The organism is Rhodococcus sp. NPDC059968, from assembly GCF_042738615.1.
Lineage (GTDB): Bacteria > Actinomycetota > Actinomycetes > Mycobacteriales > Mycobacteriaceae > Rhodococcus_F.
The window spans coordinates 118,125-139,448 of the sequence record NZ_JBHWUE010000003.1 but is presented as its reverse complement, the minus strand read 5'-3'; the positions used below and the strand labels follow the sequence as shown (position 1 = coordinate 139,448).

At 66.8% G+C, this 21,324-nt stretch carries 21 protein-coding genes; 8 read left to right on the top strand and 13 right to left on the bottom strand.

Going from position 1 to position 21,324, the window contains the following annotated elements:
* Positions 1–52: 52 nt before the first annotated feature.
* Together ACFWAY_RS04810 and ACFWAY_RS04805 are read left to right on the top strand one after the other, a co-directional pair.
* Positions 53–1,858, top strand: a complete 1,806-nt coding sequence (locus ACFWAY_RS04810; protein ID WP_378453067.1) for an ABC transporter permease — start codon at positions 53–55, stop codon at positions 1,856–1,858.
* Between the two features lie 12 nt (positions 1,859–1,870).
* Positions 1,871–3,019 carry an ABC transporter ATP-binding protein gene (locus ACFWAY_RS04805; RefSeq protein WP_378509956.1) on the top strand — a complete coding sequence of 383 codons (1,149 nt, stop codon included), beginning with the start codon at positions 1,871–1,873 and terminating at the stop codon, positions 3,017–3,019.
* A 115-nt stretch (positions 3,020–3,134) separates the two neighbouring features.
* On the opposite strand, the gene ACFWAY_RS04800 is transcribed toward ACFWAY_RS04805, so the two are convergent.
* The 8 genes from ACFWAY_RS04800 to ACFWAY_RS04765 all read right to left on the bottom strand — a co-directional run bounded on the left by ACFWAY_RS04800 (position 3,135) and on the right by ACFWAY_RS04765 (position 9,987).
* On the bottom strand, positions 3,135–3,827 hold the full coding sequence (locus tag ACFWAY_RS04800) for a GntR family transcriptional regulator (protein ID WP_378453069.1): 693 nt from the start codon (positions 3,825–3,827) through the stop codon (positions 3,135–3,137).
* Between the two features lie 277 nt (positions 3,828–4,104).
* Positions 4,105–4,629 carry a flavin reductase family protein gene (locus ACFWAY_RS04795; protein WP_378453070.1) on the bottom strand — a complete coding sequence of 175 codons (525 nt, stop codon included), beginning with the start codon at positions 4,627–4,629 and terminating at the stop codon, positions 4,105–4,107.
* Between the two features lie 7 nt (positions 4,630–4,636).
* Entirely contained in the window at positions 4,637–4,984 is a 348-nt protein-coding gene (locus tag ACFWAY_RS04790) for a cupin domain-containing protein (protein ID WP_378453071.1), read from the bottom strand.
* A 6-nt stretch (positions 4,985–4,990) separates the two neighbouring features.
* Positions 4,991–6,448, bottom strand: a complete 1,458-nt coding sequence (locus ACFWAY_RS04785) for a pyrrole-2-carboxylate monooxygenase subunit (RefSeq protein ID WP_378509955.1) — start codon at positions 6,446–6,448, stop codon at positions 4,991–4,993.
* Between the two features lies 1 nt (position 6,449).
* On the bottom strand, positions 6,450–7,127 hold the full coding sequence (locus ACFWAY_RS04780; RefSeq protein WP_378509954.1) for a DUF2848 domain-containing protein: 678 nt from the start codon (positions 7,125–7,127) through the stop codon (positions 6,450–6,452).
* The gene (locus ACFWAY_RS04775; RefSeq protein WP_378453074.1) at positions 7,124–7,936 is read right to left on the bottom strand and encodes a carbon-nitrogen family hydrolase; all 813 of its coding nucleotides are present in this window, start codon (positions 7,934–7,936) and stop codon (positions 7,124–7,126) included. The genes ACFWAY_RS04780 and ACFWAY_RS04775 overlap by 4 nt, the downstream gene beginning before the upstream one ends.
* Positions 7,937–7,953: 17 nt before the next feature.
* Positions 7,954–8,598 (bottom strand): GntR family transcriptional regulator, encoded by a 645-nt coding sequence (locus ACFWAY_RS04770; RefSeq protein ID WP_378453075.1) that lies wholly within the window; start codon positions 8,596–8,598, stop codon positions 7,954–7,956.
* 21 nt (positions 8,599–8,619) lie between these two features.
* Positions 8,620–9,987: an MFS transporter gene (locus tag ACFWAY_RS04765; RefSeq protein WP_378453076.1), complete on the bottom strand. Its 1,368-nt coding sequence runs from the start codon at positions 9,985–9,987 to the stop codon at positions 8,620–8,622.
* A 327-nt stretch (positions 9,988–10,314) separates the two neighbouring features.
* On the opposite strand from ACFWAY_RS04765, the gene ACFWAY_RS04760 reads away from it, so the two are divergent.
* Positions 10,315–11,928: an amidohydrolase gene (locus ACFWAY_RS04760; RefSeq protein ID WP_378509953.1), complete on the top strand. Its 1,614-nt coding sequence runs from the start codon at positions 10,315–10,317 to the stop codon at positions 11,926–11,928.
* A 9-nt stretch (positions 11,929–11,937) separates the two neighbouring features.
* Here the strand turns inward: ACFWAY_RS04760 and ACFWAY_RS04755 are convergent, their stop codons facing one another.
* Complete coding sequence (locus tag ACFWAY_RS04755; RefSeq protein ID WP_378453078.1) at positions 11,938–12,567, bottom strand: TetR/AcrR family transcriptional regulator; 630 nt, start codon at positions 12,565–12,567, stop codon at positions 11,938–11,940.
* A 162-nt stretch (positions 12,568–12,729) separates the two neighbouring features.
* Between ACFWAY_RS04755 and ACFWAY_RS04750 the strand changes: the two genes are divergently transcribed.
* The 3 genes from ACFWAY_RS04750 (at position 12,730) to ACFWAY_RS04740 (ending at position 15,803) form a co-directional block, all read left to right on the top strand.
* Positions 12,730–14,235 carry an APC family permease gene (locus ACFWAY_RS04750; protein ID WP_378509952.1) on the top strand — a complete coding sequence of 502 codons (1,506 nt, stop codon included), beginning with the start codon at positions 12,730–12,732 and terminating at the stop codon, positions 14,233–14,235.
* A gap of 249 nt (positions 14,236–14,484) precedes the next feature.
* Positions 14,485–15,111 (top strand): hypothetical protein, encoded by a 627-nt coding sequence (locus tag ACFWAY_RS04745; protein WP_378509951.1) that lies wholly within the window; start codon positions 14,485–14,487, stop codon positions 15,109–15,111.
* Between the two features lie 62 nt (positions 15,112–15,173).
* A complete protein-coding gene (locus ACFWAY_RS04740) occupies positions 15,174–15,803 on the top strand; it encodes a nucleoside/nucleotide kinase family protein (RefSeq protein WP_378509950.1) in 630 nt (209 codons plus the stop codon).
* Positions 15,804–15,809: 6 nt separating this feature from the next.
* On the opposite strand, the gene ACFWAY_RS04735 is transcribed toward ACFWAY_RS04740, so the two are convergent.
* Genes ACFWAY_RS04735 through ACFWAY_RS04720 form a run of 4 tightly spaced genes read right to left on the bottom strand, consistent with a single transcriptional unit; the run spans position 15,810 to position 19,844 of the window.
* Complete coding sequence (locus tag ACFWAY_RS04735; protein WP_378509949.1) at positions 15,810–16,811, bottom strand: Gfo/Idh/MocA family oxidoreductase; 1,002 nt, start codon at positions 16,809–16,811, stop codon at positions 15,810–15,812.
* A gap of 1 nt (position 16,812) precedes the next feature.
* On the bottom strand, positions 16,813–17,997 hold the full coding sequence (locus tag ACFWAY_RS04730; protein WP_378509948.1) for a Gfo/Idh/MocA family protein: 1,185 nt from the start codon (positions 17,995–17,997) through the stop codon (positions 16,813–16,815).
* A gap of 8 nt (positions 17,998–18,005) precedes the next feature.
* Positions 18,006–18,365: a universal stress protein gene (locus ACFWAY_RS04725; protein WP_378509947.1), complete on the bottom strand. Its 360-nt coding sequence runs from the start codon at positions 18,363–18,365 to the stop codon at positions 18,006–18,008.
* A gap of 36 nt (positions 18,366–18,401) precedes the next feature.
* The gene (locus tag ACFWAY_RS04720; protein ID WP_378509946.1) at positions 18,402–19,844 is read right to left on the bottom strand and encodes a sugar porter family MFS transporter; all 1,443 of its coding nucleotides are present in this window, start codon (positions 19,842–19,844) and stop codon (positions 18,402–18,404) included.
* A 153-nt stretch (positions 19,845–19,997) separates the two neighbouring features.
* On the opposite strand from ACFWAY_RS04720, the gene ACFWAY_RS04715 reads away from it, so the two are divergent.
* Together ACFWAY_RS04715 and ACFWAY_RS04710 are read left to right on the top strand one after the other, a co-directional pair.
* Positions 19,998–20,633 carry a TetR family transcriptional regulator gene (locus ACFWAY_RS04715; RefSeq protein ID WP_378509945.1) on the top strand — a complete coding sequence of 212 codons (636 nt, stop codon included), beginning with the start codon at positions 19,998–20,000 and terminating at the stop codon, positions 20,631–20,633.
* The gene (locus ACFWAY_RS04710; protein WP_378453087.1) at positions 20,633–21,295 is read left to right on the top strand and encodes an enoyl-CoA hydratase-related protein; all 663 of its coding nucleotides are present in this window, start codon (positions 20,633–20,635) and stop codon (positions 21,293–21,295) included. The genes ACFWAY_RS04715 and ACFWAY_RS04710 overlap by 1 nt, the downstream gene beginning before the upstream one ends.
* Positions 21,296–21,324: the final 29 nt, after the last annotated feature.

Below are 21,324 nucleotides of genomic sequence, written 5' to 3'. Positions count from 1 at the left end.
TGCCCGACGGGCAGCAGAAGACTTTATCCCCTCACCTTTGGAGACTTCAGCGATGCAGTCCGGCACCCCGCTCTCCACCGGCGGACGCCCGCCCACCGGCACGCGCCCGCCCACCGGCACACGCCCTCAGCGAACCGGCGTCCGCCCTGAGCCCACCGACGTACACCCGCACCGGCGGGACCGTGTCCTGATCGGCGTCAACATCGTCATCGGCGCGATCATCGCCTATCTCATGCTCTTTCCCCTGGGCATGCTGTTGTTCAGCAGTCTCAAGGACAGCGAGACGAAGCTGCCCTTCCAGGTCCCCGGGTTCACGCTTGCCAACTTCACCGCGATCTTCTCGTCGAAACGCCTGGTCGAAGTCGCGCTCAACTCGTTGATCTTCGTGGTCGGCACCGTGGGCCTGGCTCTCGTGATCAGTGTCAGCCTGGCCTACCTGTTCGAACGCACCGACATCCCCGGTCGCCGATTCCTCGCGCCGAGCACACTGGCCCCCATGGCCGTGCCGGCCACGGTCATGGCAGTGGCCTGGGTGCTGGCGGCCAACCCCACCAACGGCCCGATCGCCGTCGTCATCGAGCGGATCTTCGGGTTCACCATCGACATCTACTCGCTGCCAGGCATGATCCTGGTAGCCGGAATCTTCGGCGTGCCAGGCATGTACATCATGCTCGCGCCGACGTTCGCCCGGCTCAACCTCGAGTTCGAGGAGGCCGCGGCCACGTCGGGCGCCGGATGGTGGACACGAACCCGCAAGGTGGTTCTGCCCCTCACGATGCCGGGAATCACCGCGGCCAGCATGCTGCTGGTCGTCATCGCGCTCGAGGAATTCGCGATCCCGGCCATCCTCGGAATGCCGGACCAGATCTACGTGTTCAGCAGCCTCATCCAGGCCTCGCTGCAGCCGCCGTCGGGTCTCGCCAACTACGGCCAGGCCAGCGCCTACGGCATCATGCTGGTCCTGCTGTCCCTGGTGATGATCGCCGTCTACCGGCGCCAGACCCGCGAGTCGCACCGGTTCCAGGTGGTGGGGGGCAAGGGGTACCGGTCCACGCCGGTGCGGCTGGGACGCTGGCGCATCCCGATCTTCGCCGTCGTCTTTCTCTACGTACTCGTCGCGATCATCGTGCCCATCCTGACCCTGGTCTGGACGAGCCTGACCCCGTACCTCCAGCCGATCAGCTTGGACAATCTGGGTGCGCTCAGCCTCGCCAACTACACCGCGATCTTCACCAACCCGAGCTTGAGCCAAGCGGTCATCAACACCCTGGTGATCAGCCTGGTCACGGCGACGCTGACCGCCGGATTCGCCCTGTGGCTGGCGCTGGCCGCTAGCCGCGGCGGACGCATCGGCCGGGCTCTGTTCGATATTTCGTTCCTGGTCTTCGCCATCCCCGCCGTGGTACTGGGAATGGCGGTGCTGTTCCTGTACCTGTACCTGCCGTTCCCGATCTACGGGACGATCTGGATCATCATCATCGCGTTCACCACCCGGTACGTCCCGCGCGGGTCACGCATGATTCAGACGGCACTGCTCCAGCTCGACAAAGGACTCGAAGAGGTGGGACGCGTCTCCGGTGCGTCGAAAGGTGTCGTGCTGCGCCGGGTGATCTTCCCCCTCGTCGCCCCCGCGGTGTCGAGCACGTGGCTGTGGGTGTTCGCCCACTCCCTGGGCGAACTCCCCATCGCGCTGCTGCTGTCCAGCTCCGACAACCGCACCGTCGTGGTGCTCCTGTGGGACATGATCGGCGAGAGCGCGAACTATCCCGAGGCCAGTGCCCTCGCAGTTCTCCTGCTCGCCGTCTCCGCCGTCTCCGTCTGGTGGGTCAACCGCCGTGGCGTCCAAAAACACATCTGAGGTGTCGTGAACATGCAGAAACTCGTTGCTACCGACCATTCCGTACAGATCTCCGGTCTGCAGAAACAATTCACCCGTCACGACAGCGGCGAGGTGAACCGCGTCATCGACGATGTCAGCTTCGCCGTGCCGAAAAACAGCTTCTTCACCTTGCTGGGACCCAGCGGCTGCGGAAAAACGACCACGCTGCGCTGCCTCGCCGGACTCGAGACCGCTGATGGCGGCGAGATCTGGATGAACGGGAAGGCCGTCTTCTCCGCCGCCGCGGGTCGCGACGTCCCTCCCGACTCCCGGCCGATCGCCATGGTGCCGCAGTCCTATGGGATCTGGCCCCACATGAAGGTGTTCGACAACGCCGCATTCCCGCTCCGATACGGCCGAAAGACCTACCCCCGCCCCGAGACGCAGCGCCGTGTCCTCGCAATGCTCGAACAGGTGGGGCTGTCGGAGTACGCCGACCGATGGTCCACCCAACTCAGCGGCGGCCAGCAGCAGCGGCTCGCGCTGGCCCGCGCTCTGCTGTGCGAGCCGGAGGTCCTGCTGCTCGACGAACCGCTGTCCAACCTGGACGCCAAGCTACGCTCACAACTGCGCGCCGAGCTGCGGTCGTTCCAGCAGAAGTTCGGCGTCACCACCATCTACGTCACGCACGACCAGGGCGAAGCCCTCGCCATGTCTGACACGATCGTCGTCATGAACCGTGGCCGAATCGAGCAGATAGGCTCGCCGAGCGAGATCTACGACTCCCCGGCGACACGGTTCGTGGCCGACTTCGTCGGCAGTGCCAACCTCATCCCCGGAGTGCTCGACCGGCCGGCCGGCCCCCGTGACCGTGTGGTCGACGCCAAAACGACCCTCGGGGTAGTGCGGTGCGAGCGATTCACCACCCCACCCGCACCGCCCACCGCCGGCCAGGAGATGTCCGTGTGCATCCGGCCCGAGAACATCCGCGTCGTCACTGCGTCACGGGAGGCCGAGGGCCCCAATCGGTTCCCGGCGCGCATCATGACCACCGAGTACCTCGGAGATCGCCAGGAGATGGTCGTCGCCGTCGGGGACGTCGTGCTCCGCGCCCACGCCGGTGCGCACTTCGATGCTCGCCCGGGCGACGATGTGACCGTTGTCCTGGACCCAGCGTGGACGGTCGCGCTGTGGTCGTAACTGCCGTAACTCGTGAGAGTGCTGTCGGCGTGTTGCGCTGAGTGGACGAAGACCTCCGGGCGGAGCGGGTGTCGTGGCGCACCCACGAGCCGCCTGGAGGTCCTCGCGGCGACGACTAGTCGGCCGGCGGGGGGAACTTCAGCTGAAGCGCCCGCCGGGCCGACGACAGATGATGCCGCATCGCCGCCGCGGCGGCCTCCGGGTTGTGGGTGACGATCGCGGCGAGGATGGCCTCGTGCTCCCTGACGGAGTCGGTCCGCGGCTGCTCGCGGTCCGCGTCGCGGTACTGCTGCATGACGAGCGGGTACAGCAGGCTGTCGACGAACCTGGTGAGCGTGGCCTGCCGCGCCGCCCGCTTGACCTGTTCGTGGAACTTGCGGTTGAGATTCGCGTACTCCTCGCGCCCACCCGGTACCTGCCAGTCCCACATGCGCTTACAGGTTTCGGTCATCGCGGCGATGTCCGTATCGGTGGCGCGTTCGGCGGCCTTCGCCGCCAGCGCTGCCTCCATCACCGCGCGGGTCTCCAGTATCTCGACCGCCTCGTCCACCGAGAACGAGCGGGTGCGAGCGCTGCGGTTCGCCTCGGCGGTGACGTAGCCCTCCTGCGCGAGGCGCGCGAGCACGGAACGGATCGTCCCGCGCGAGACCTGGAGCTGCGTGGTGAGCTCCGATTCGGTGAGGCGTGAGTCCGGTTCATAGTGACCGGCGAGGATCAAAGCGCGCAGATCGTGGTAAGCCTGCGATGTCCGGTTGGCACCCGAATCCGGGCTGTCGTTGCCCGGGCCCGTGCCCGTCGCTAGCACCATGGTGTGTCACCTCGAGTAGTCGTGGATCTGAGGGGCGACGCGTCACGCACAGCCTCCCACGTGATGTTGTACAACAACATTACCGGTTGCGTATCGAGCGCTCGATGTGAACGCGGTCAGAGGGCAGCAAAACTTTCCCTTCCTGCCTCAACTAGTCCGTACTGACGTCCACATTGTTGCACAATTCGCACCCTCCGGCCCACGAGAAACCCGACCCCGAAATGCACGTGCTCGCCGGCGCACCGTCAGTGATGCGCCGGCGAGCACGTTCGCCGAATCAGAACAACCAGGGGACCTCGTCGTGACCGAAGTCGTGGAAGTCGCCGAACCGCCCCGAGTAGAACACCAGGCCGGTGCCCTCCCGGCAGCGCATGTCGGTGACTTCGCCGTAGAAGACGCGGTGGTCGCCGACGTCGTGGGCGCTGTGGACCCTGCATTCGAGCTGGGCCAGAGCATCTTTGATCAGCGGCAGACCCGAGCGGCTGCGATCGCAGGGCAGGTCGTCGAATCGGGCGCCGCCCCGCGTCGCGAAGCGGCGGGCGACAGCTTCCTGACGGGAGCCGAGGACGGACACGGCGAACGAGCCCGCGGCCTCCACGGCCTCGGTGGTGCGGGAGCCGTGGGTGAGCGAGACGAGCAGGATCGCCGGGTCCAGACTGATCGAGGTCAGAGAGCTGATCGTCATGGCACTGGGGCTGCCGTCGCCGTCGTCGGCGCTGACGACGGCGACCCCGGTGGTGAACCGGCCCATGCTGCGTCGCATGTCCGTCGGGGTGGGGGCGTGGAATGCCGGAAGGGTCATCGTGGGCCTACTTACTGTGGTACCGGACTTCGAAGGTGACAACGCCCTCGTCCGTGTTCCAGGGGCCGTGCGGCATGCCGGGCGGCCGGCAGGCGTACATTCCCGCGGTGAACGTCTCGCCGAGGGTCAGGTCGGTGAACGACCCCTCGACGATGTAGACCTCCTCCCAGAAGTCGTGTTTCTGCACGCCCATCGGCGTCGAGTCGGCGCCGGGTTCGTACCGCAGGATCCGGGTGGCGACGTTGCCGTCCGGGTCCTTGGCGAGGATGCGTTCGGTGATCTTCGGATCGTCACCCGGACATACCGTCCACTCGACGCCGGTGACGGGGAAGAATTCGAATTCGGGCTTGGCCATGATGGTTTACTCGCTTTCCGCTTTGTAGCTGTCGGTGAACTGCTGCACTGCCGCGACGGCGCTGTCGTAGTCGTAGTTGCGGTACGTGTACGCGCCCTTCACCACGAAAGGGGCTCCGGCGTAGAACATCTCGTACTGCTGGTGTCGTCCGGCGAATTCGGAGCCGATGATGTCCCAGGCCAGCTTGAAGAGTTTGACGCGCTCCTCGGACGGCACACCGGGGGACTGGACGTAGTGTTCGATGTCCCGGGACGTCAGCGGGCTGGTGAGGTCCTTGACGCTCGACGGGAGTTGCAGCACACCGCCGCCGACGAGGTCGCGCAGGATCGCGATCACTCGCGGGTAGATCTCCGACTGCAGGCCCATCGACCCGTACAGTGCCTGCCTGCCCGGCAACCACATCCCGGCCGAATCCGGCTCGGCGGTGTACTCGGCGGCCAGCACCGCGGAACGGACCCCGCTGACGAGCGCGGCGAGCTCGCCGAGCTTCTCCTGAACGCTGGGGATCTTGTCCACCCCGTTGACCTGGGTGACCCGACGCGCAACGCCGGCGATGAATTCCAGCTTCGTCGCGAAGCGGATCTGCGCCTGCCAGTTGCCGAGAACGTGGGCGCCCGTCTCGAAGAACTGACGGCGGACACCTGTGGTGTCGCGGTCGACGAACACGCGATCCCACGGTACGAGGACGTCGTCGAAGACGAGGAGCGAGTCGGGCTCGTCGTAGCGGCAGGTCAGTGGGTAGTCGAACGAGCTCGTCGCGGCCGGGATGTACGGGCGGCGGACGTACTGCTTGAGACCGGGGGCGTTGGCCGGGACCACGAACCCGACGGCGAAGTCCTTGTCGTCCGGGCCGAGCGGCTTGATGCACGAGACGAAGATTTCGTCGGCGATCGCTCCGCCGGTGGCGAGCATCTGCGAACCACGGATGACCAGACCCTCGGGGGTCTCCTCGACCACGCCGGCCTGCAGGTACTCGCCCTCCCAGCCCGACGCCGTCGTCGCGCGCGAGACCTGTGGCGGGATGATCGCGTACGAGACGTAGAGGTTCTCGTCGAGCAGGCGCCGGTACAGCTCGGAGACGTTCGCCCCGAAGTCGTGCCCACCCTCGGCCGCGAACACCTCGGGATGCGCGGCGAACGCGGCGAGGAACGTCCCCACATGATCGGGGCTACGACCGATCCAGCCGTGCGTGTGCTTCGCCCACCGCTCGATCGCCTCCCGCCGCTGCGCGAGCTCCTCCCGCGACCGTGGAATCGAGAACACCCGATTGGCCGCGTTCCCGGTTTCGGGTGCGACGTACTGCATGCCGTTGGCCTCGTCCGCGGCCAGATCGAACATCTCGGCAATCGTCCGGGTCACGGGCGCAAAGGCCGGATGGGTGGTGACGTCGTCGATCTTCTCCCCGTCGACGAGCACTACGCGCCCGTCGTTCAGGGAGGCCAGGTAGTCGGCTCCGGTGCGCATGTCAGTGTCCTTCGGTGGTGTAGGAGTGGGTCAGGGTTCGGCCGTCGGGCAGGGTGAGTTCGAGGTCCCACCGGTGACCGGGGGTGAACTTGCCGTCGAGCAGTGGCAGGGTGCCTGCGAAGCAGAGCAGGTCCTCGCCGGTGTCGCCGAGTCGGTCGGCGAAGATCTGCAGAAGGTTGTGCGGTGTACGGAGATTGGCCAGGGTGCCGTCCTGATACAGGACCCCGTCGACCCACGATCGGGCCCGGCATGCGTCCCAGTCGAACGACGCCCAGTCGGCGATCTCGACGACGGCCGGGCCTACCGGCTTCGGGCACGCCCGCTTCGAGTCACCGATGTCGACGGTCTCGAGTTGGCGGTCGGTGTGGTCGGAGCCGACACCGAGGTAGTACCGCCCGCCGTGCCTCAGGATCACCGGCTCGACCTCGCCCGAGGTGTGGGCGCCGGTGACGGGGGCCTGCGTCGCGGTCGTGATCGTCGCGATTTCGACGGGGTAGAACATCGGCACCTGTGCCGGCGGTGCGACTCCGATGGCAGCGAGTTCGTCGATGTGATGTTGCACCGCCGCTTCGTCGCGGCCGGTGTATCCGGCAACCAGGGTTCGGCCGGCGCCGAAACGCAGGATCTCGGAGGAATCGAGGGTTTCGAAGGTGAGCACCTCCGTGGTGGCGCCGGTCATGAAAGGACCTTTCTGCGGTTGAGGAAGCTGTAGTCGTCGAGCCGGTCCCTCAGGACCGGGAACTCGGCGCGGGTGCGGTCGACAACGCCGGGGTCGATCTCGGCGATGGTGATGCCCTCGGACGAATCCGCCTCGGCGATCACCGTTCCCCACGGGTCGACGATCCGGCTGTGGCCGCCGAGTTCGACGGAATTGTGTGTGCCGGTGGCGTTGCAGGCGATCACGAAGACCTGGTTGTCGACGGCGCGGGCCGAGGTCAGCAGCCGCCAGTGCTCCCTGCGGGCTTTCGGCCAGGCCGCGGGCACGATGACGAGTTGCGCTCCGGCGGCGACCAATTCGGTCCACAATCCGGGGAACCGCAGGTCGTAACAGGTGGTGGCGGCGATCGGGCCGAACGGGGTGTCGGTGGTGTGGATCTGCGTCCCCGGCTGCAGAAGCTGCGCTTCGAGGGAGTCGTATCCGAACACGTGAACTTTGCTGTAGTGGTGGTGGATCTGTCCGTCCGGGCCGATCAGGACCGCCGTGTTGCGCAGTCTGCCCTCCTCGCCCTGTTCGACGATGCTGCCGGCGTGGATGTAGCACTGCCGTTCGACGGCGACGGATGCCAGAACCTGGACGGTACCGCCGCCGAGGGTTTCCGCGGCCGAGGAGTAGTCGTCGAAGTGGTTGTATCCGACGCGCCACAGCTCGGGCAGAACGATCAGGTCGACTCGCTCGGTGAGTCCGGTCAGGAGGTTGCGTACGCGCTCGAGTCGATGCGCGGGGGTCTCGGAATCGGGGCTGGCCAGTTGAGCCAGGGCTATCTTCATGGGTTTCCTTCGTGCCGTTAGATGTTCGGCCGTTTCATTGACCGCAGGGTGGTGTCGAGGTGTTCCCGCACCGCCCGTACCGCGGCCTGGGGATCGCCTGCCGCGATCGCGTCGGCGATGGCGTGGTGCTCGACGAGAACCTGCTTCTTGCGGGTTTCGTCGGCCATGACGATGCGGATACCCATCCGCATCTGACGGTCCCGCAGTGAGCTGTAGAAGTTGTTCATCAGGGGGTTGCCGGCCGCACGGATGATGGCCGTGTGGAATTCGAGGTCGTGCGCGATGAAGTCGACCGGGTCGGTGTCGTTCTCCTGAAGGTCCAGGAGAATGCGGAGCCGGTCCGGTACCAGGCCCGGCTGGGGCGCCACTTCGGTGACCGACCATTCCTCGACCACCCGGCGGGCCTGCATGATGGCTTCGACGTCGCTGTCGGACAACGCCGGGATGAAGGCGCCCTTGTGAGGCACTCGCCGGATGAAGCCTTCGGCCTCGAGACGTAACAGCGCCTCGCGCACGGGGGTTCGGGAGATTCCGGACGACGCGGCGACCTGCGCTTCGGACAGAAACATCTCCTCGTCGCGGGGCAGGGTGATGATGGTGTTCTTCAGCCACTCGTAGGCCAACTCCGGCGCCGTTGCTCCGGTGGTCTTCGATGTCGTCATGGCTTGCCCCTTCGAGGAGAGTCAGTAGTGGACGGGCGCCGGCGTTTCCGGTGTCCGGGAGATCGCCTCGTCGCCCACAGCCGCGAGATCCACGGACTGCGTTTCCCGCGTGAGAAGTGAGGCGATCAGGGAGATGACTCCCATGGCGGCGAGGTAGGCACCGATGGCGTATCCGGTGCCGAACCGGGTGTAGAGCGCGATCGCGATGATCGGGGCCAGCGAGCCGGCCAGGACGGACGCGAGGTTGTAGGCCAGCGACACTCCGGAGTACCGGACCTCGGTGGGAAACAGTTCGGAGAAGAACGCGCCGATCACGGCGCTGTAGGCCGCGAAGATCAGCAGTCCCACCGCCACCGCCAGGGTGATCGCCGCCGGATTCTTCGTGTCCAGCAGAGCGAAGAACACGAACGCCCACACGATGGTGGCGGCGGACGCGCCGATGTAGATCGGTCGTCGGCCGATCCGGTCGGCGAGCACGGCGAACATCGGGATCGTCACCAGGGCGACGACCATACCGATCATGACGGCGTTCAATCCGGTGCTGCGCTCGAGTTCGAGGATCTGGGTGATGTAGGTGATGACGAACAACGAGAAGATGTAGAAGCCGGCGTTCTCGCCGAAGCGGGTGAACGCCGCGAGGAGGATCTGGCGCCAGTGTCCCCGGACGGCCGCGGCGAGCGGCATGCCCTTCTTCTCGGCGGGCGCGGTTTCCCGGGACTGCTCGAACAGCGGGGTCTCCGCGACGTACAGCCGCAGCACCAGACCGATGATCACCAGCAGGGCCGACAGCCCGAAGGCGATCCGCCATCCCCAGGACAGGAACGCGTCCTCCGACAGCACGGAACCGAGGACGGCGAGTACCCCGGCCGCCAGCAGGTTGCCCAGCGGCGGACCGAGATTGGGCCAGGCGGACCAGAACGCCCGCCTCTTCGAATCGCCGTGTTCGGAGACCAGCAGGACTGCGCCACCCCATTCGCCACCGAGGGCGAAACCCTGCACCAGCCGCAGAAGCACCAGGAGCAACGGTGCGGCGACGCCGATGGAGGCGTAGGTGGGCAGGAAGGCGATGAGGAACGTCGACACTCCCATGAGCATCAGGCTGGCGATCAACGTGGCCCGCCTGCCTTTGACGTCCCCGTAGTGCCCGAGTACCGCGGCACCGAGGGGTCGCGCCACGAAGCCGACCGCGTAGGTGGCGAACGCGAGCATGGTGCCCACCAGGGGATCTTCGGTGGGGAAGAACAGCTTGTTGAACACCAGCGCCGCCGCTGTTCCGTACAGGAAGAAGTCGTACCACTCGACTGCGGTACCGGCGAGGCTCGAACCTGCAATGACGGGCAGGCTGGTGTGGGGTCTGCGATTGATAGATTTGTCGTTGGCGGTTGCCATAGTCGACTCCTAGGTCGAATCGTCGCTACGTGACGAGCTGCACGTCCTTGCGCCTACCTCCAAGTAGGCGACTCGAACGGTCGCGCAGATGGTGCTGCCCGGGCTCGGTGGCTGCTCCAACAGCTGCCGAGCCCGCTTTTTTCTGGCCTTCATCCGACTGTGAAGCCGATCACGAAAAGGCTGTACACCAGTTGTATACGACCGGTCTACGATCCGCAAGAGGGGCTCGAACTCTCGTTTTCCGCCTCGCGACCGGGCAACTCTTGACGCCGGCCCGCCCACGACCTAGCTTAATCGAATCAAATTCGATTAATTGAAGGAGGTCCCGTGGACGCCGAACTGCTCGTCGTTGGAGGCACGGTGCGCACTGGTGATCCCGACCGTCCCGTCACCGACGCGCTCGCCGTGGCCGGTGGCCGCGTGGTCGCGCTGGGGGAGCGGGCTCGTGCCCTGCAGTCGAGCCGCACCGAACTGATCGACCTGGGTGGGGGCGCATTGTTGCCGTCGTTCGGCGACGGGCACGTCCACCCGCTGATGGGCGGGCTCGGTTTGCGCGGCGCTTCGATTCGCGACTGCGGCAGCGTCGACGAGGTCCTGCTCGAAGTGCGCCGGTGGGCGGACGAGAACCCTGGAGCCGGTTGCGTATTCGGGGACGGAGTTTCTCCGACGCTCGCCGAGGGCGGCCGTTTCGAGGCCCGATGGCTCGACAGTGTGGTCCCGGACCGGCCAGTGGTCCTGCGCACGATGGACCATCACACCGCGTGGGTCAACAGTGCGGCGCTGCGGTGCGCCGGACTGACCCGGGACACCCCGGATCCGGCCGGCGGAGAGATCGTGCGGACGGCCGACGGTGAGTTGCTCGGCACTCTGCGTGAATGGGGTGCGATCAATCCGGTTCTCGCGCTGGTGCCGGAGGTGACCCTCGACGATCGGGTCGAGGCGCTGGCGACGGTGTCGAAGATGCTTGCCGCCGCAGGCATCACGTGGGTGCAGGATGCGTGGACCGAACTCGACGACGTCGAGGTCTGGCTGACCGCCGCGGACCGCGGGCGACTGTCGACCCGCGCCAACCTCGCGTTTCGTGCCACCCCGGAGAGCTGGGAGGCCGACCGGGAGGCGTTCGCCCTGGCGCGGCGGAAGGTCGAGGAACGGGGCGGCGACGCGGTCAGGGCCGGAACGGTCAAATTCTTCGCCGACGGGGTGATCGAGGCCGGTACGGCAGCGCTTCTGGCGCCCTACACGGACTGTCCGCACTCCCATGGCATCAGCAACTGGACGACGGACGAACTGTCTCGGGCCGCGGCCGAAGTGGACCGGCTGGGGTTCCAGATCCACATCCATGCCATCGGCGACGCGGGGGTGCGCATGGCGCTCGATGCCATCGAGTACGTCGACCGATGCAACGGTCCGCGTGATCGGCGTGCCACGATCGCGCATCTGCAGTTGGTCGACGGCGACGACCTCGACCGATTCACGTCCCTCGGGGCGGTCGCCAACTTCCAGCCGCTGTGGGCTCAACTCGACGCCCTGATGACGGAATTGACGATTCCACGGATCGGGGACGAACGGGGCGCACAGCAATATCGCATCGGAACCCTCACCGAGCGAGGTGCTCGGGTGGCATTCGGCAGTGACTGGCCCATCACCGCCTACGAGCCGATCAAGGGAATCGCCACCGCGATCCACCGCCAGACCTCGTCCGGCATACCGACGGAAGGTTGGCTGCCGAGGGAACGCGTCGGCCTCGAACGGGCCCTCACCGCCTATTCCGCCGGCGTCGCCTATCAGGGATTCGAGGAGAACCTGTGGGGCTGCCTCCGGCCGGGAATGCGGGCCGACATGATCCAGTTGCCGGTCGACCCCTACGACCTGTCGTCCGCGCAGGCGCTCAGCGAGCTCGCCGTGACCCGAACCTGGCTGGGCGGCATGCAGGTTCACTGAGGTCCGGCGCTACCGCTGCACCGCGCCGCATTCCTGGAGGAGGTTGCGAAAGCCCGCCAGCAGAGCCGCCAGGCCGAGTTCGAACGCCTGCTCGGCCCTCTCCGGGCCGCGGGGTGCGGCGGCAAGCGCCCGGGTCAGCGCATCGTCGGTCGTCGACGAATCCGCTTCGATCATGACCTCCGGCGCTGCCGCGTCCAGCGCGGCCCCGAGGAGGAAATTCTCCGCGGCCGTGATGACAGCCATGATGTGGTCGTCGGGGAAGCCGGCGTCGCGCAGGCCGGCCGCCGCCGAGTGGTACACCGAGAGCGAACCGGGATCGCGCACCGTCTCGGTGGCCAGGAGGCGGATGGCGGTGGGGTGCCGGCTGAACGCTGCCCGATACGACCGGGCCCACTCGGAGAAGGCCTCGTCCCAGGGCAGGCGCTCGAACGCCGATCCGTCGATTTCCCGGACGACGCGGTGGCGAACAAGTTCGACGACGGCCGCGCGGCCTTTGGCATGGTGATAGATCGACGACACCTGCACGTTCAGGTGCCGGGCCAGATCCGGCATCCTGAAGTCACCGTCACGATCGACCAGTTCGAGAGCCGCCTCCGCGATGCGTTCGCGGTCCAGGCGTGCGACGCGAGGTCTGCCCATCGGTGCACCCACCTTCCAATCGAAATTCATTCGATTATGCCCTTGTGGCGCCGGTCACAACGCTCTAGTCTAATCGAAACACATTCGATTAGAACCTCGTCGCGTATCCGCGCCCCCGGTTTCCCCGCCGTCGCGCCCTTGCCCTGACTGGAGAAGTTCCTCATGAATAAATCCGCACCCGGACCCGCCTCCGGCACCCAGCTGGAAGGTGGCGCCCTCGGCACCTCCGGCATCGTGTTCTTCGTCGTGGCCGCTGCCGCACCGTTGCTGGTGATGGCGGGGGTGGCTCCCCTGGCCCTGAACGTCGCGGGCATCGGGGCGCCCGGCGGGTACATCCTGGCCGGGCTCGCGCTGGGCGTGTTCGCGATCGGATTCACCGCGATGAGCAAGTACATCCACAATGCGGGTGCCTTCTACTCGTACATCTCGATCGGACTCGGCCCCCGATGGGGTCTCGCCGCCGCGGTACTCGCCCTCGTCTCCTACAACGCTCTCGAGATCGGGATCTTCGGTGCGCTGGGGTATTTCACCCAATCCACCATGGCGGATCTGGTCGGGTTGGACCTTCCGTGGGGACTGTGGTCGCTGATCGGCGTCGGGCTCATCTGGTTCCTGGGGTCGCGATCGGTCCATGTCGGCGCACGGTTCCTGATCCTGCTCCTCACCGCCGAGACGGGGATCCTGGTCTTGCTCGCAGCCGCCGTGCTTCTCCGGGGCGGCGCCGAGGGGCTCAGTGTCGATTCGTTCGCTCCCGCCCACGTGTTCAGCCCCGGCCTGGGTGGGGTGCTGACTCTGGCGTTCGCCGCGTTCATCGGGTTCGAAGCGACCGCCCTGTATCGGGAGGAAGCGAAAGATCCCGCCCGGACGATCCCCCGGGCGACCTACCTGGCGGTTGCATTCCTCGGCCTGTTCTACGCCTTCATGGTGTGGATCGTCATCCAGGCCTACGGCCCGGATCAGGCGCTCGCGCTCGCAGCCTCCGATCCCGCCGCAATGTACTTCGACGCCATCGAGAACTACGTCGGTGGCTGGGCGAGCACGCTCATGGAACTGCTGATCATCACGAGCATCCTCGCCAGCCTGCTCGCATTCCACAACGCGATCACCCGCTACACCTTCGCGTTGTCGCGCGAGCACGTACTGCCCCGGGTCCTCGGCACACTGCACCCCGTCTACAAGTCGCCGTACGTGGCGAGCGCCGTACAGAGCCTCCTTGCGATGGTCGTGATCGTCGTGTTCGCGCTCGCCGGCGCCGACCCCTACCTCCAGCTCCTGCTCTGGGTGAATTCGCCCGGCGTCGTCGGCATCGTCGTACTCCAGGCCATGGCAGCCGCAGCCGTTCTCGCATTCTTCTGGCGGGATCGCCGCGGGCATTCGGTCTGGAGGGTTCGGGTCGCCCCCGCAGCAGCGCTCGCCATGTTGAGCTACGCGACGTGGTTGATCGTGGCCAAGATGGACTTGCTCACTGCCGCTGGACCCGCCGTGAACACCGTCCTCGTCGCCGTCACCCCGGCAAGCCTGGCGATCGGGCTGCTGCTCGGTACGCGACTCGCGCGACGCAACCCCGACCTCTACGCACAGCTGGGAACCACCGACGTGGACGTCGAACCCGTGGTCCTGCCCGAAGAAGTGAGCAACAGCCCGATCCCGCCCAGCAAAGCTACCTAACCTCACCAAATCGATCGCCCAATGTCGCAGCGGTTCAGTCTGATTGACCGACTGTGACATTGGGCGTTCGTGCGTCGGTGGCCTGGGCGTTTTCGTCGCCACCACTCGGTGGACGCTATGAAATGTTTCTTGACAACGTGTCGTGCGAGTGAATATGTTGTTGCCTACATCACTGACACCCTGTCGTGTGAACTGACGCACTGTTGTCTGACCCATTTCATCCCTGACCATCGACAGAAGCGGACCACCATGTCTTCACAGACCAAGGGAATCCTGATCCAGGCGGTGCTCGGTGCCGTCCTCATCTCGATTCTGATGATCCCGTTCCAGGGCCTCACCCCCTTCGCCCCGTACAGCGCGATGCTGATCCTTCCGGTGATGCTGTTCTTCACCCTCCAGGCGCCGCCGAAAGCTCTGCTGGGGATGTTCGCGAGTTTCGCGTGCGGCGTCGGCTGGGCCGGGTTGTTCATGCTCGTCAAGGCCGCCCTGCCCGGGGTGCCGTTCGAGCTGATGATGGGGGTCGGCGTGGCCCTCGTGATCTTCCTGATCCTGTCGGTCCACCCGATCCTGCTGGGACGCACCCCCTTCGGAGTGGTCCCGGCGGTGCTGCTGGGGCTGATCGAGTCGCTGCTCGTCATGCTGCTGACCCCGATGCTCTCCGCCGGTGAACCGGGACTGACCCTGCTGTGGCTCCTCGTGATCTTCGGTTACGGCTGCCTCATGACCTTGATCCTGGTCGTGGTGCAGGACCGGCTGATCAGTGCGGTGCTCGGGACGACGTGGCGGTCCGCCCCGACGGAGGACGCACCCAGCTCGCAAGTCCCGCCCACGCAGTCAGCGGGCAACCCCAATGTCACAGCGGTCCAATCCGACTGACCCTCTGTGACATCGGGCGCCGGGTGCGTGCGCCGCGAAGTGTCTGGGGATACGGTCTGCCTATGGACGACGGTCGACTCGAGGGACTCGTTGCGCGCGCCCGGGCGCTCGCCGAGCCGGGCACGCGCCGCATTCTCGGGATCGCGGGACCGCCGGGCTCGGGCAAGAGCACCGTGGCCGCGGCAGTGCTGGCGGCGTTGGGATCGTCCGCGGTGGTGGTGCCGATGGACGGATTCCATCTGGCGGGTACGGAACTGGCCCGCCTCGGCCGGGCCGGGCGCAAGGGCGCACCCGACACGTTCGACGCCGCCGGCTACGTGGCGCTGCTGCACCGGCTGCGTGAACCCGGCGGCGAGACGGTGTACGCCCCGGAGTTCCACCGTGACGTCGAGGAGTCCTACGCCGGGTCGATCGCCGTCCCGCCGGATGTTCCGCTGGTGATCACCGAGGGCAATTACTTGCTTCTCGACCAGCAGCCGTGGACGAGGGTGCGTGACCTGCTCGACGAGGCGTGGTTCCTCGCCCCGGACGACGACGAGCGGGTCTCCCGGCTTGTCGAGCGGCACGTCCTGTTCGGCAAGTCGCCCGAAGACGCACGAAAGTGGGTGCAGTGCAGCGACGAGCGCAACACCGCGTTGGTCGCGCCCGGCCGTGCCCGCGCCGACGTCGTCGTCCTCGGCGACCCGGTGTGACCGGATTCAGGCCGGGTACTCGATCGGCTCCATCCGGCCGCTGGAGAGTGAGCGCGTCGCGGCTTCGGCGATCGCCTGCGCCTTCAGCGCCTCCGACAGGGTTGGGCCGATGGCGGCACCGTTTTCCAGAGCATCGACGAAGTGGTCGAGCGCGGTGCGATAGCTGCCCCTGATCCGTTCGAACCATCCCGCGTGCAGGCCGTCGTCGACCACGCGGCCGGCGCTGTAACGGGAGACGGATCCGGCGCGCTGACGTCGTGCTTCGACCATGCCCGTCGAACCGAGCACCTCGATGCGTTCGTCGTAGCCGTAGCCGATCCGCCGGGTGCAGTCGATCTGGACGAGTGCGCCGCCGGGCAGACGCAGGGTGACTGCCGACGTGTCGACGTCGCCGTACTCGGCGAGGCGGGGTTCGGCGAGCGTGGATCCGGTCGCGAAGACGGACTCGGGGTCGAGCCCGGAGATCCACCGGGCCAGGTCGAAGAAGTGGACGGTCTGGTCGCGCATCTGTCCGCCCGAGACCGCGATGTACTCGAGTGGCGGCATCGCCGGACCGCGGCTGGTCATCTGGATCAGCTCGACCGAACCGATCTCGCCGGACGCCACCACCCGCTGGAGTTCGGCGTAGTCGCGGTCGAAGCGGCGGTTGAAATCGACCATCGCCAGCAGCGATCGGGTGTCGGCGAAGCGAACGATGTCGACGGCGTGCGCGAGATCGAGATCGATCGGTTTCTCGCACAGGGCCGGGATCCCCGCCGTCGCGGCGGCGCGAAGGTGCTCGGCGTGGGTGTCGGTGGACGACGCGATGAAGACGGCGTCGATTGCCGCGGGGTCGAAGACTTCCGCGAGATCGGTGGTCGCACGGCTGCCGTGCCGCTTGGCGAGGTCCGTCGCGCGAGAAAGATCGATGTCGAAGACGAGGGCCAGGTCGACGTCGGGGTGCGCGGCGAGGTTGACGCCGTGCACTCCGCCGATGAATCCGGCTCCGATGAGGGCGAATCGCTGCATGTCAGATACCGACCTTGTCGTGTGCGAAAGCGGGAACGACCCAGGCGGAGTCGGCGGCGTGGGAGGCGGCCGTCGCCTCGACGAACTGGACGCCGATCAGCCCGTCGCGTCCGGTGGGGAAGGACAGATCGCGGATGGTGGTGGGTGTGTCGTCGCGGCGGGCGCGGAGTTCGTCCGCGAGATCGCGGTAGAAGTTCGCGAACGCCTTGAGGAAGCCTTCGGGATGTCCCAGGCCGAGGCGGGTGAGCCGGTCGGCGTCCTCGGACAGCGTGCGCATCCCCTGCGCGAGGATCGTCGTGCCGCCGTCGAGATCGCGCACCGTCAGGTGGTGTGGGTCCTCGTGCCGCCATTCGATGCTCGCGGTGTCGCCGAACACCCGGATGCGTAGGCCGTGCTCATTGCCGGTGGCGGCCATGCTCGCCCACAGTGTCGCGGGTGCCCCGTTGGAGAGGGCGAGCCGAACGGTGGCGTTGTCGAACACCCGCCGTCCGGGGACGAGGGTGTCCAGTACGGCCGACACCCTGGTGGCTTCGAGTCCGGTGACGTACCGCAGGAGGTGGAAGGCGTGGGTGCCGAGATCGCCGACGACGCTGGGGAATCCCGCGACGACGGGGTCGGTGCGCCATCGTGCCTGCCGGTGTTCGCCGAGTTCGACGGCTGTCGCGGCCCAACCGGACGCGTGCTCGACGGCGACGAATCGGATCCGCCCGAGGTCGCCGTCGCGCACCATCCGGGCCGCGTGCCGGACCATCGCGTACGCCGAATAGCAGTGCGGGACGGCGAGAATAGCGCCGGAGGATTCGGCGATCGCGACCAGTTCCGCCGCCGACGCCGAGTCAGGGGTGAGGGGCTTCTCGCACACCACCGAGATGCCCGCCTCGAGGAACGTGCGCGCGATGTCGAAGTGGCTGTCGTTCGGGGTGGTCACGGCCACCACGTCGACGCCGTCGTCGCGGGCGGATTCCCGTTCGGCCATCTCCCGGTAGTCGCGATAGGTACGGTCAGCCGGTACGCCGAGGCTCTCGGCGATCCGCGCCGACGACGCGCGGTCTCGCCCGAAGACCCCCGCGTGCAGGTCGTATCGATCGTCGAGGCGCATCGCGTAGCGGTGGGTCTTGCCGATGTCGGCGCCCTGCCCGCCGCCGACCATGCCCGCGACCAGGCGCAGGCTTCCTTGCTTGCTCAACTGGGCTCCTACTGAGGGGTTTTGACCGCGAGAACCGGGATCGGGGACTGCTGGATGAGGCGTTGACTCACGCTGCCGAGCAGGGCCTTGCCGACCGCACTGCGGCGTTTGACGCCGATCACGAGGCGTTCGATGTCGGGTCGTTCGTCGAGCAGGTCGAGCACGGCGGTCGCGGGATCGCGGTCTCCACGGCCGATGCGGTCGAGGACGGTCACGCCGTCGTCCGCGAGCGTGTGCACGTCTTCGGGTTCGGTCAGGGAGAGGTTCACGACCAGGAGGTCGGTGCCCAGCATCGCGGCTTCCTTCTTGCCGGCCAGGAGGGCGTGTGATCCTTCGGAGGAGTCGGTCACGGCTACGAGCACTGTCATGGGATCAACCTTTCAGGGGGCACGGTGCGGCGACTGTCACGAGTACTCGCGCCGGAACTGGTCTTCGAGTTCCTCGAGGGAGCGGCCACGGGTTTCCGGAACCTGGGTGGTGATGAAGATTAGAGCCAGTACGCCGAGGCCCGCGAAGATGAAGAAGGTCGCACCGATTCCGAGTGCGGCCACGACGGGTGGGAAGAGCAGCGCGACAAGCGCGTTGGCGATCCACAGCGCGAATATGCAGACGCCGATGGCGAAGCTGCGGATCTTCAGCGGGAAGATCTCCGACAGCATCAGCCACACCAGGGGGCCGATCGTGGCCTGCATCGAGAAGACGAACAGCACCACGAACGTCAGGATCAGGTAGGCCTTGAGGGCGCCGTCGGGCAGCAGGAACGCGGACAGGCCGACGAGCACGTGGAACGTGGTGGTGAGGGTGAAGCCGCCGATGAGCATCTTCCGACGGTCGATCCGGTTGATCAGGGCGACGCCGGTGAGGACGCCGAGCACGCTGAACAGACCGTTGAGGGTGTTCGCGACGATGGCGGCGTTGGAGGAGAATCCGGCGTCGCCGAGCAGCTGGGTGCCGTAGTACATCACCGAGTTGATGCCGGTGGCCTGCTGGAACACGCCGAGGCCGACCCCGATGAAGATGAGGCGGCGGATCCACTTCACCGACAGGTCCGCGGCCCCGCCGGTCTGCGAGAGCTTCTCCTCCTCCGCGAGCGCCCGGACTTCCTCCAACTCGGCACGTGCCCGCTCCGGGGACCGAACCTGGAGAAGCACGGCGAGCGCTTCGTCGTGCCGATCCTGCGACATCAACCAGCGCGGGCTCTCCGGCATCCGCAGCATTCCGACGAACAGGAAGATGGCCGGAGTGACGGCGACCAGAAGCATGAAGCGCCAGACGTTCTCGTGCTCACCCCAGAGGTTGAAGATGAGGGCGTTGATCACGAATGCGGCGAACTGGCCGACGACGATCATGACCTCGTTGCGGGAGACCACGCTGCCGCGCCGTTCGGTGGGAGAGATCTCGGAGAGGTAGACGGGCACCGTCGCGGAGGCGCCGCCGACGGCGAGGCCGAGGATGAAGCGGAACAGTGCGAGCACCTCCCACGTCGGGGACAGCACGCAGCCGATCGTCCCGATCATGAAGATGATCGCGAGCACCAGGATGTTGTGCCGGCGTCCGAACCGGTCGGACATCCGTCCGCCGACCAGAGCGCCGATCGCGGCACCGAAGATCAGGATGCTCACCACCAGGCCTTCGGTGAACGAGGTGAGGTGGAGGTCTTCCTTGAGCGGTTCGAGTGCGCCGTTGATGACTCCGGTGTCGTATCCGAAGAGCAGGCCGCCGAAGGTGGCGACCACGGCGATGATGCCGAGTCTGTGCGAGTGCCGCCCGGGGGCGTCGGCAGGCAGGGACGGGGCGGTAGTTCGGGTGAGATCGCTGGCCATGAACATCTCCTCGACGTATTCCATGTACAGAACACGTAATGTGTTTATGTCCGAACAAAGCTAACCCATTGTGACTCGGGGCACAACGGCAAGCCAACCATCGGGCGATTCCCACAGCGCGATCTATCGCTTCCTACCCACGAGTAATAGAACGCACGATCTGTTATCGTTCCCGATATGCCCAGGCCACGAGTCCACGACCTCGACGACGCGCTCGATGCCGCCGAACAGCTGGCAGTCGAGGGTGGACCGAGCGCGGTGACCCTGCGTGCGGTCGCCGCGGCCACGGAGATGTCGAACGGGGCCATCTACCACGCATTCGGCTCGCGGGGAGGGCTCGTCGGGCGCGCATGGTTGCGGGCAGCACACCGGTTTCTCGACCTGCAACAGGAATCGGTCGAGGAGGCGCTGGGGCGTGGTCCCGTGGACGCCGTCGTCGCGGCAGCCGACACCCCGGCCGTCTTCGCCGAGCGGTTCCCGCAGTCGTCGCGACTTCTTCTCACCGTGCGCCGCGACGAACTACTCGGCTCCGAAGTCCCCGAGGACGTCGCCGCCGAGTTGTCGCGCCTCGACTCCGTCCTCGTCGAACTGTTCGTCCGGTTGGCGCTGGCGTTATGGGGGCGCAAGGACGGTCGCGCGGTCGAAGTGATCGAAGCGTGCGTCGTCGGGCTCCCCACCGGACTGCTGCTGCACGCCCGGCGAAAACCAGACGGCGCCATGCGCAGACGCCTGGAGACGGCGGTCCGCGCCGTCCTCACTCTCGACCCCCCGTCCCCGGGGAAACGTCACGACAGCAACACGAAAGGTTCCTGATGACCGCCACCCTGACCTACCGGGACACGATCGCCGTCCTCGACCTCGGCGACGACGAGAATCGTTTCTCCCCCGAGTGGCTCGACACCGTCGACCGACTCCTCGACGACGCCCACGAACACGGCGCGCAGGCCCTGGTCACCACAGCCACGGGGAAGTTCTACTCCAATGGCCTCGACCTGGACTGGCTGATGGCCAACGGCGACCGCGCGGACTGGTACATCGGACGCGTGCAGGCCCTGTTCAGCCGGATTCTGACGCTCCCCCTGCCGACGGTGGCGGCGGTCAACGGGCACGCGTTCGGTGCCGGCGCCATGCTGGGAATCGCCCACGACTACCGGGTGATGCGGTCCGACCGCGGGTACTACTGCTTCCCCGAGGTCGACATCCACATTCCGTTCACGCCGGGGATGGCTGCGCTGATCCAGGCCAAGCTGACACCGCAGACCGCGATCACCGCCATGACCACCGGCCGCCGCTACGGCGGCCCCGACGCGCACACGAGTGGGCTGGTCGACGGGACCGCGCCAGAAGGCGCGGTCCTGGGTGCCGCCGTCGACCTGATCGCGCCGCTCGCGGGGAAGGACGCCGGCACGCTCGGCGCGATCAAGTCCACCATGTTCGCGCCGGCCGTCGCCGCGCTCGCGTCGGGCCGATCATGACCCGTTGACGCAAAACCTATTGTGCAAGA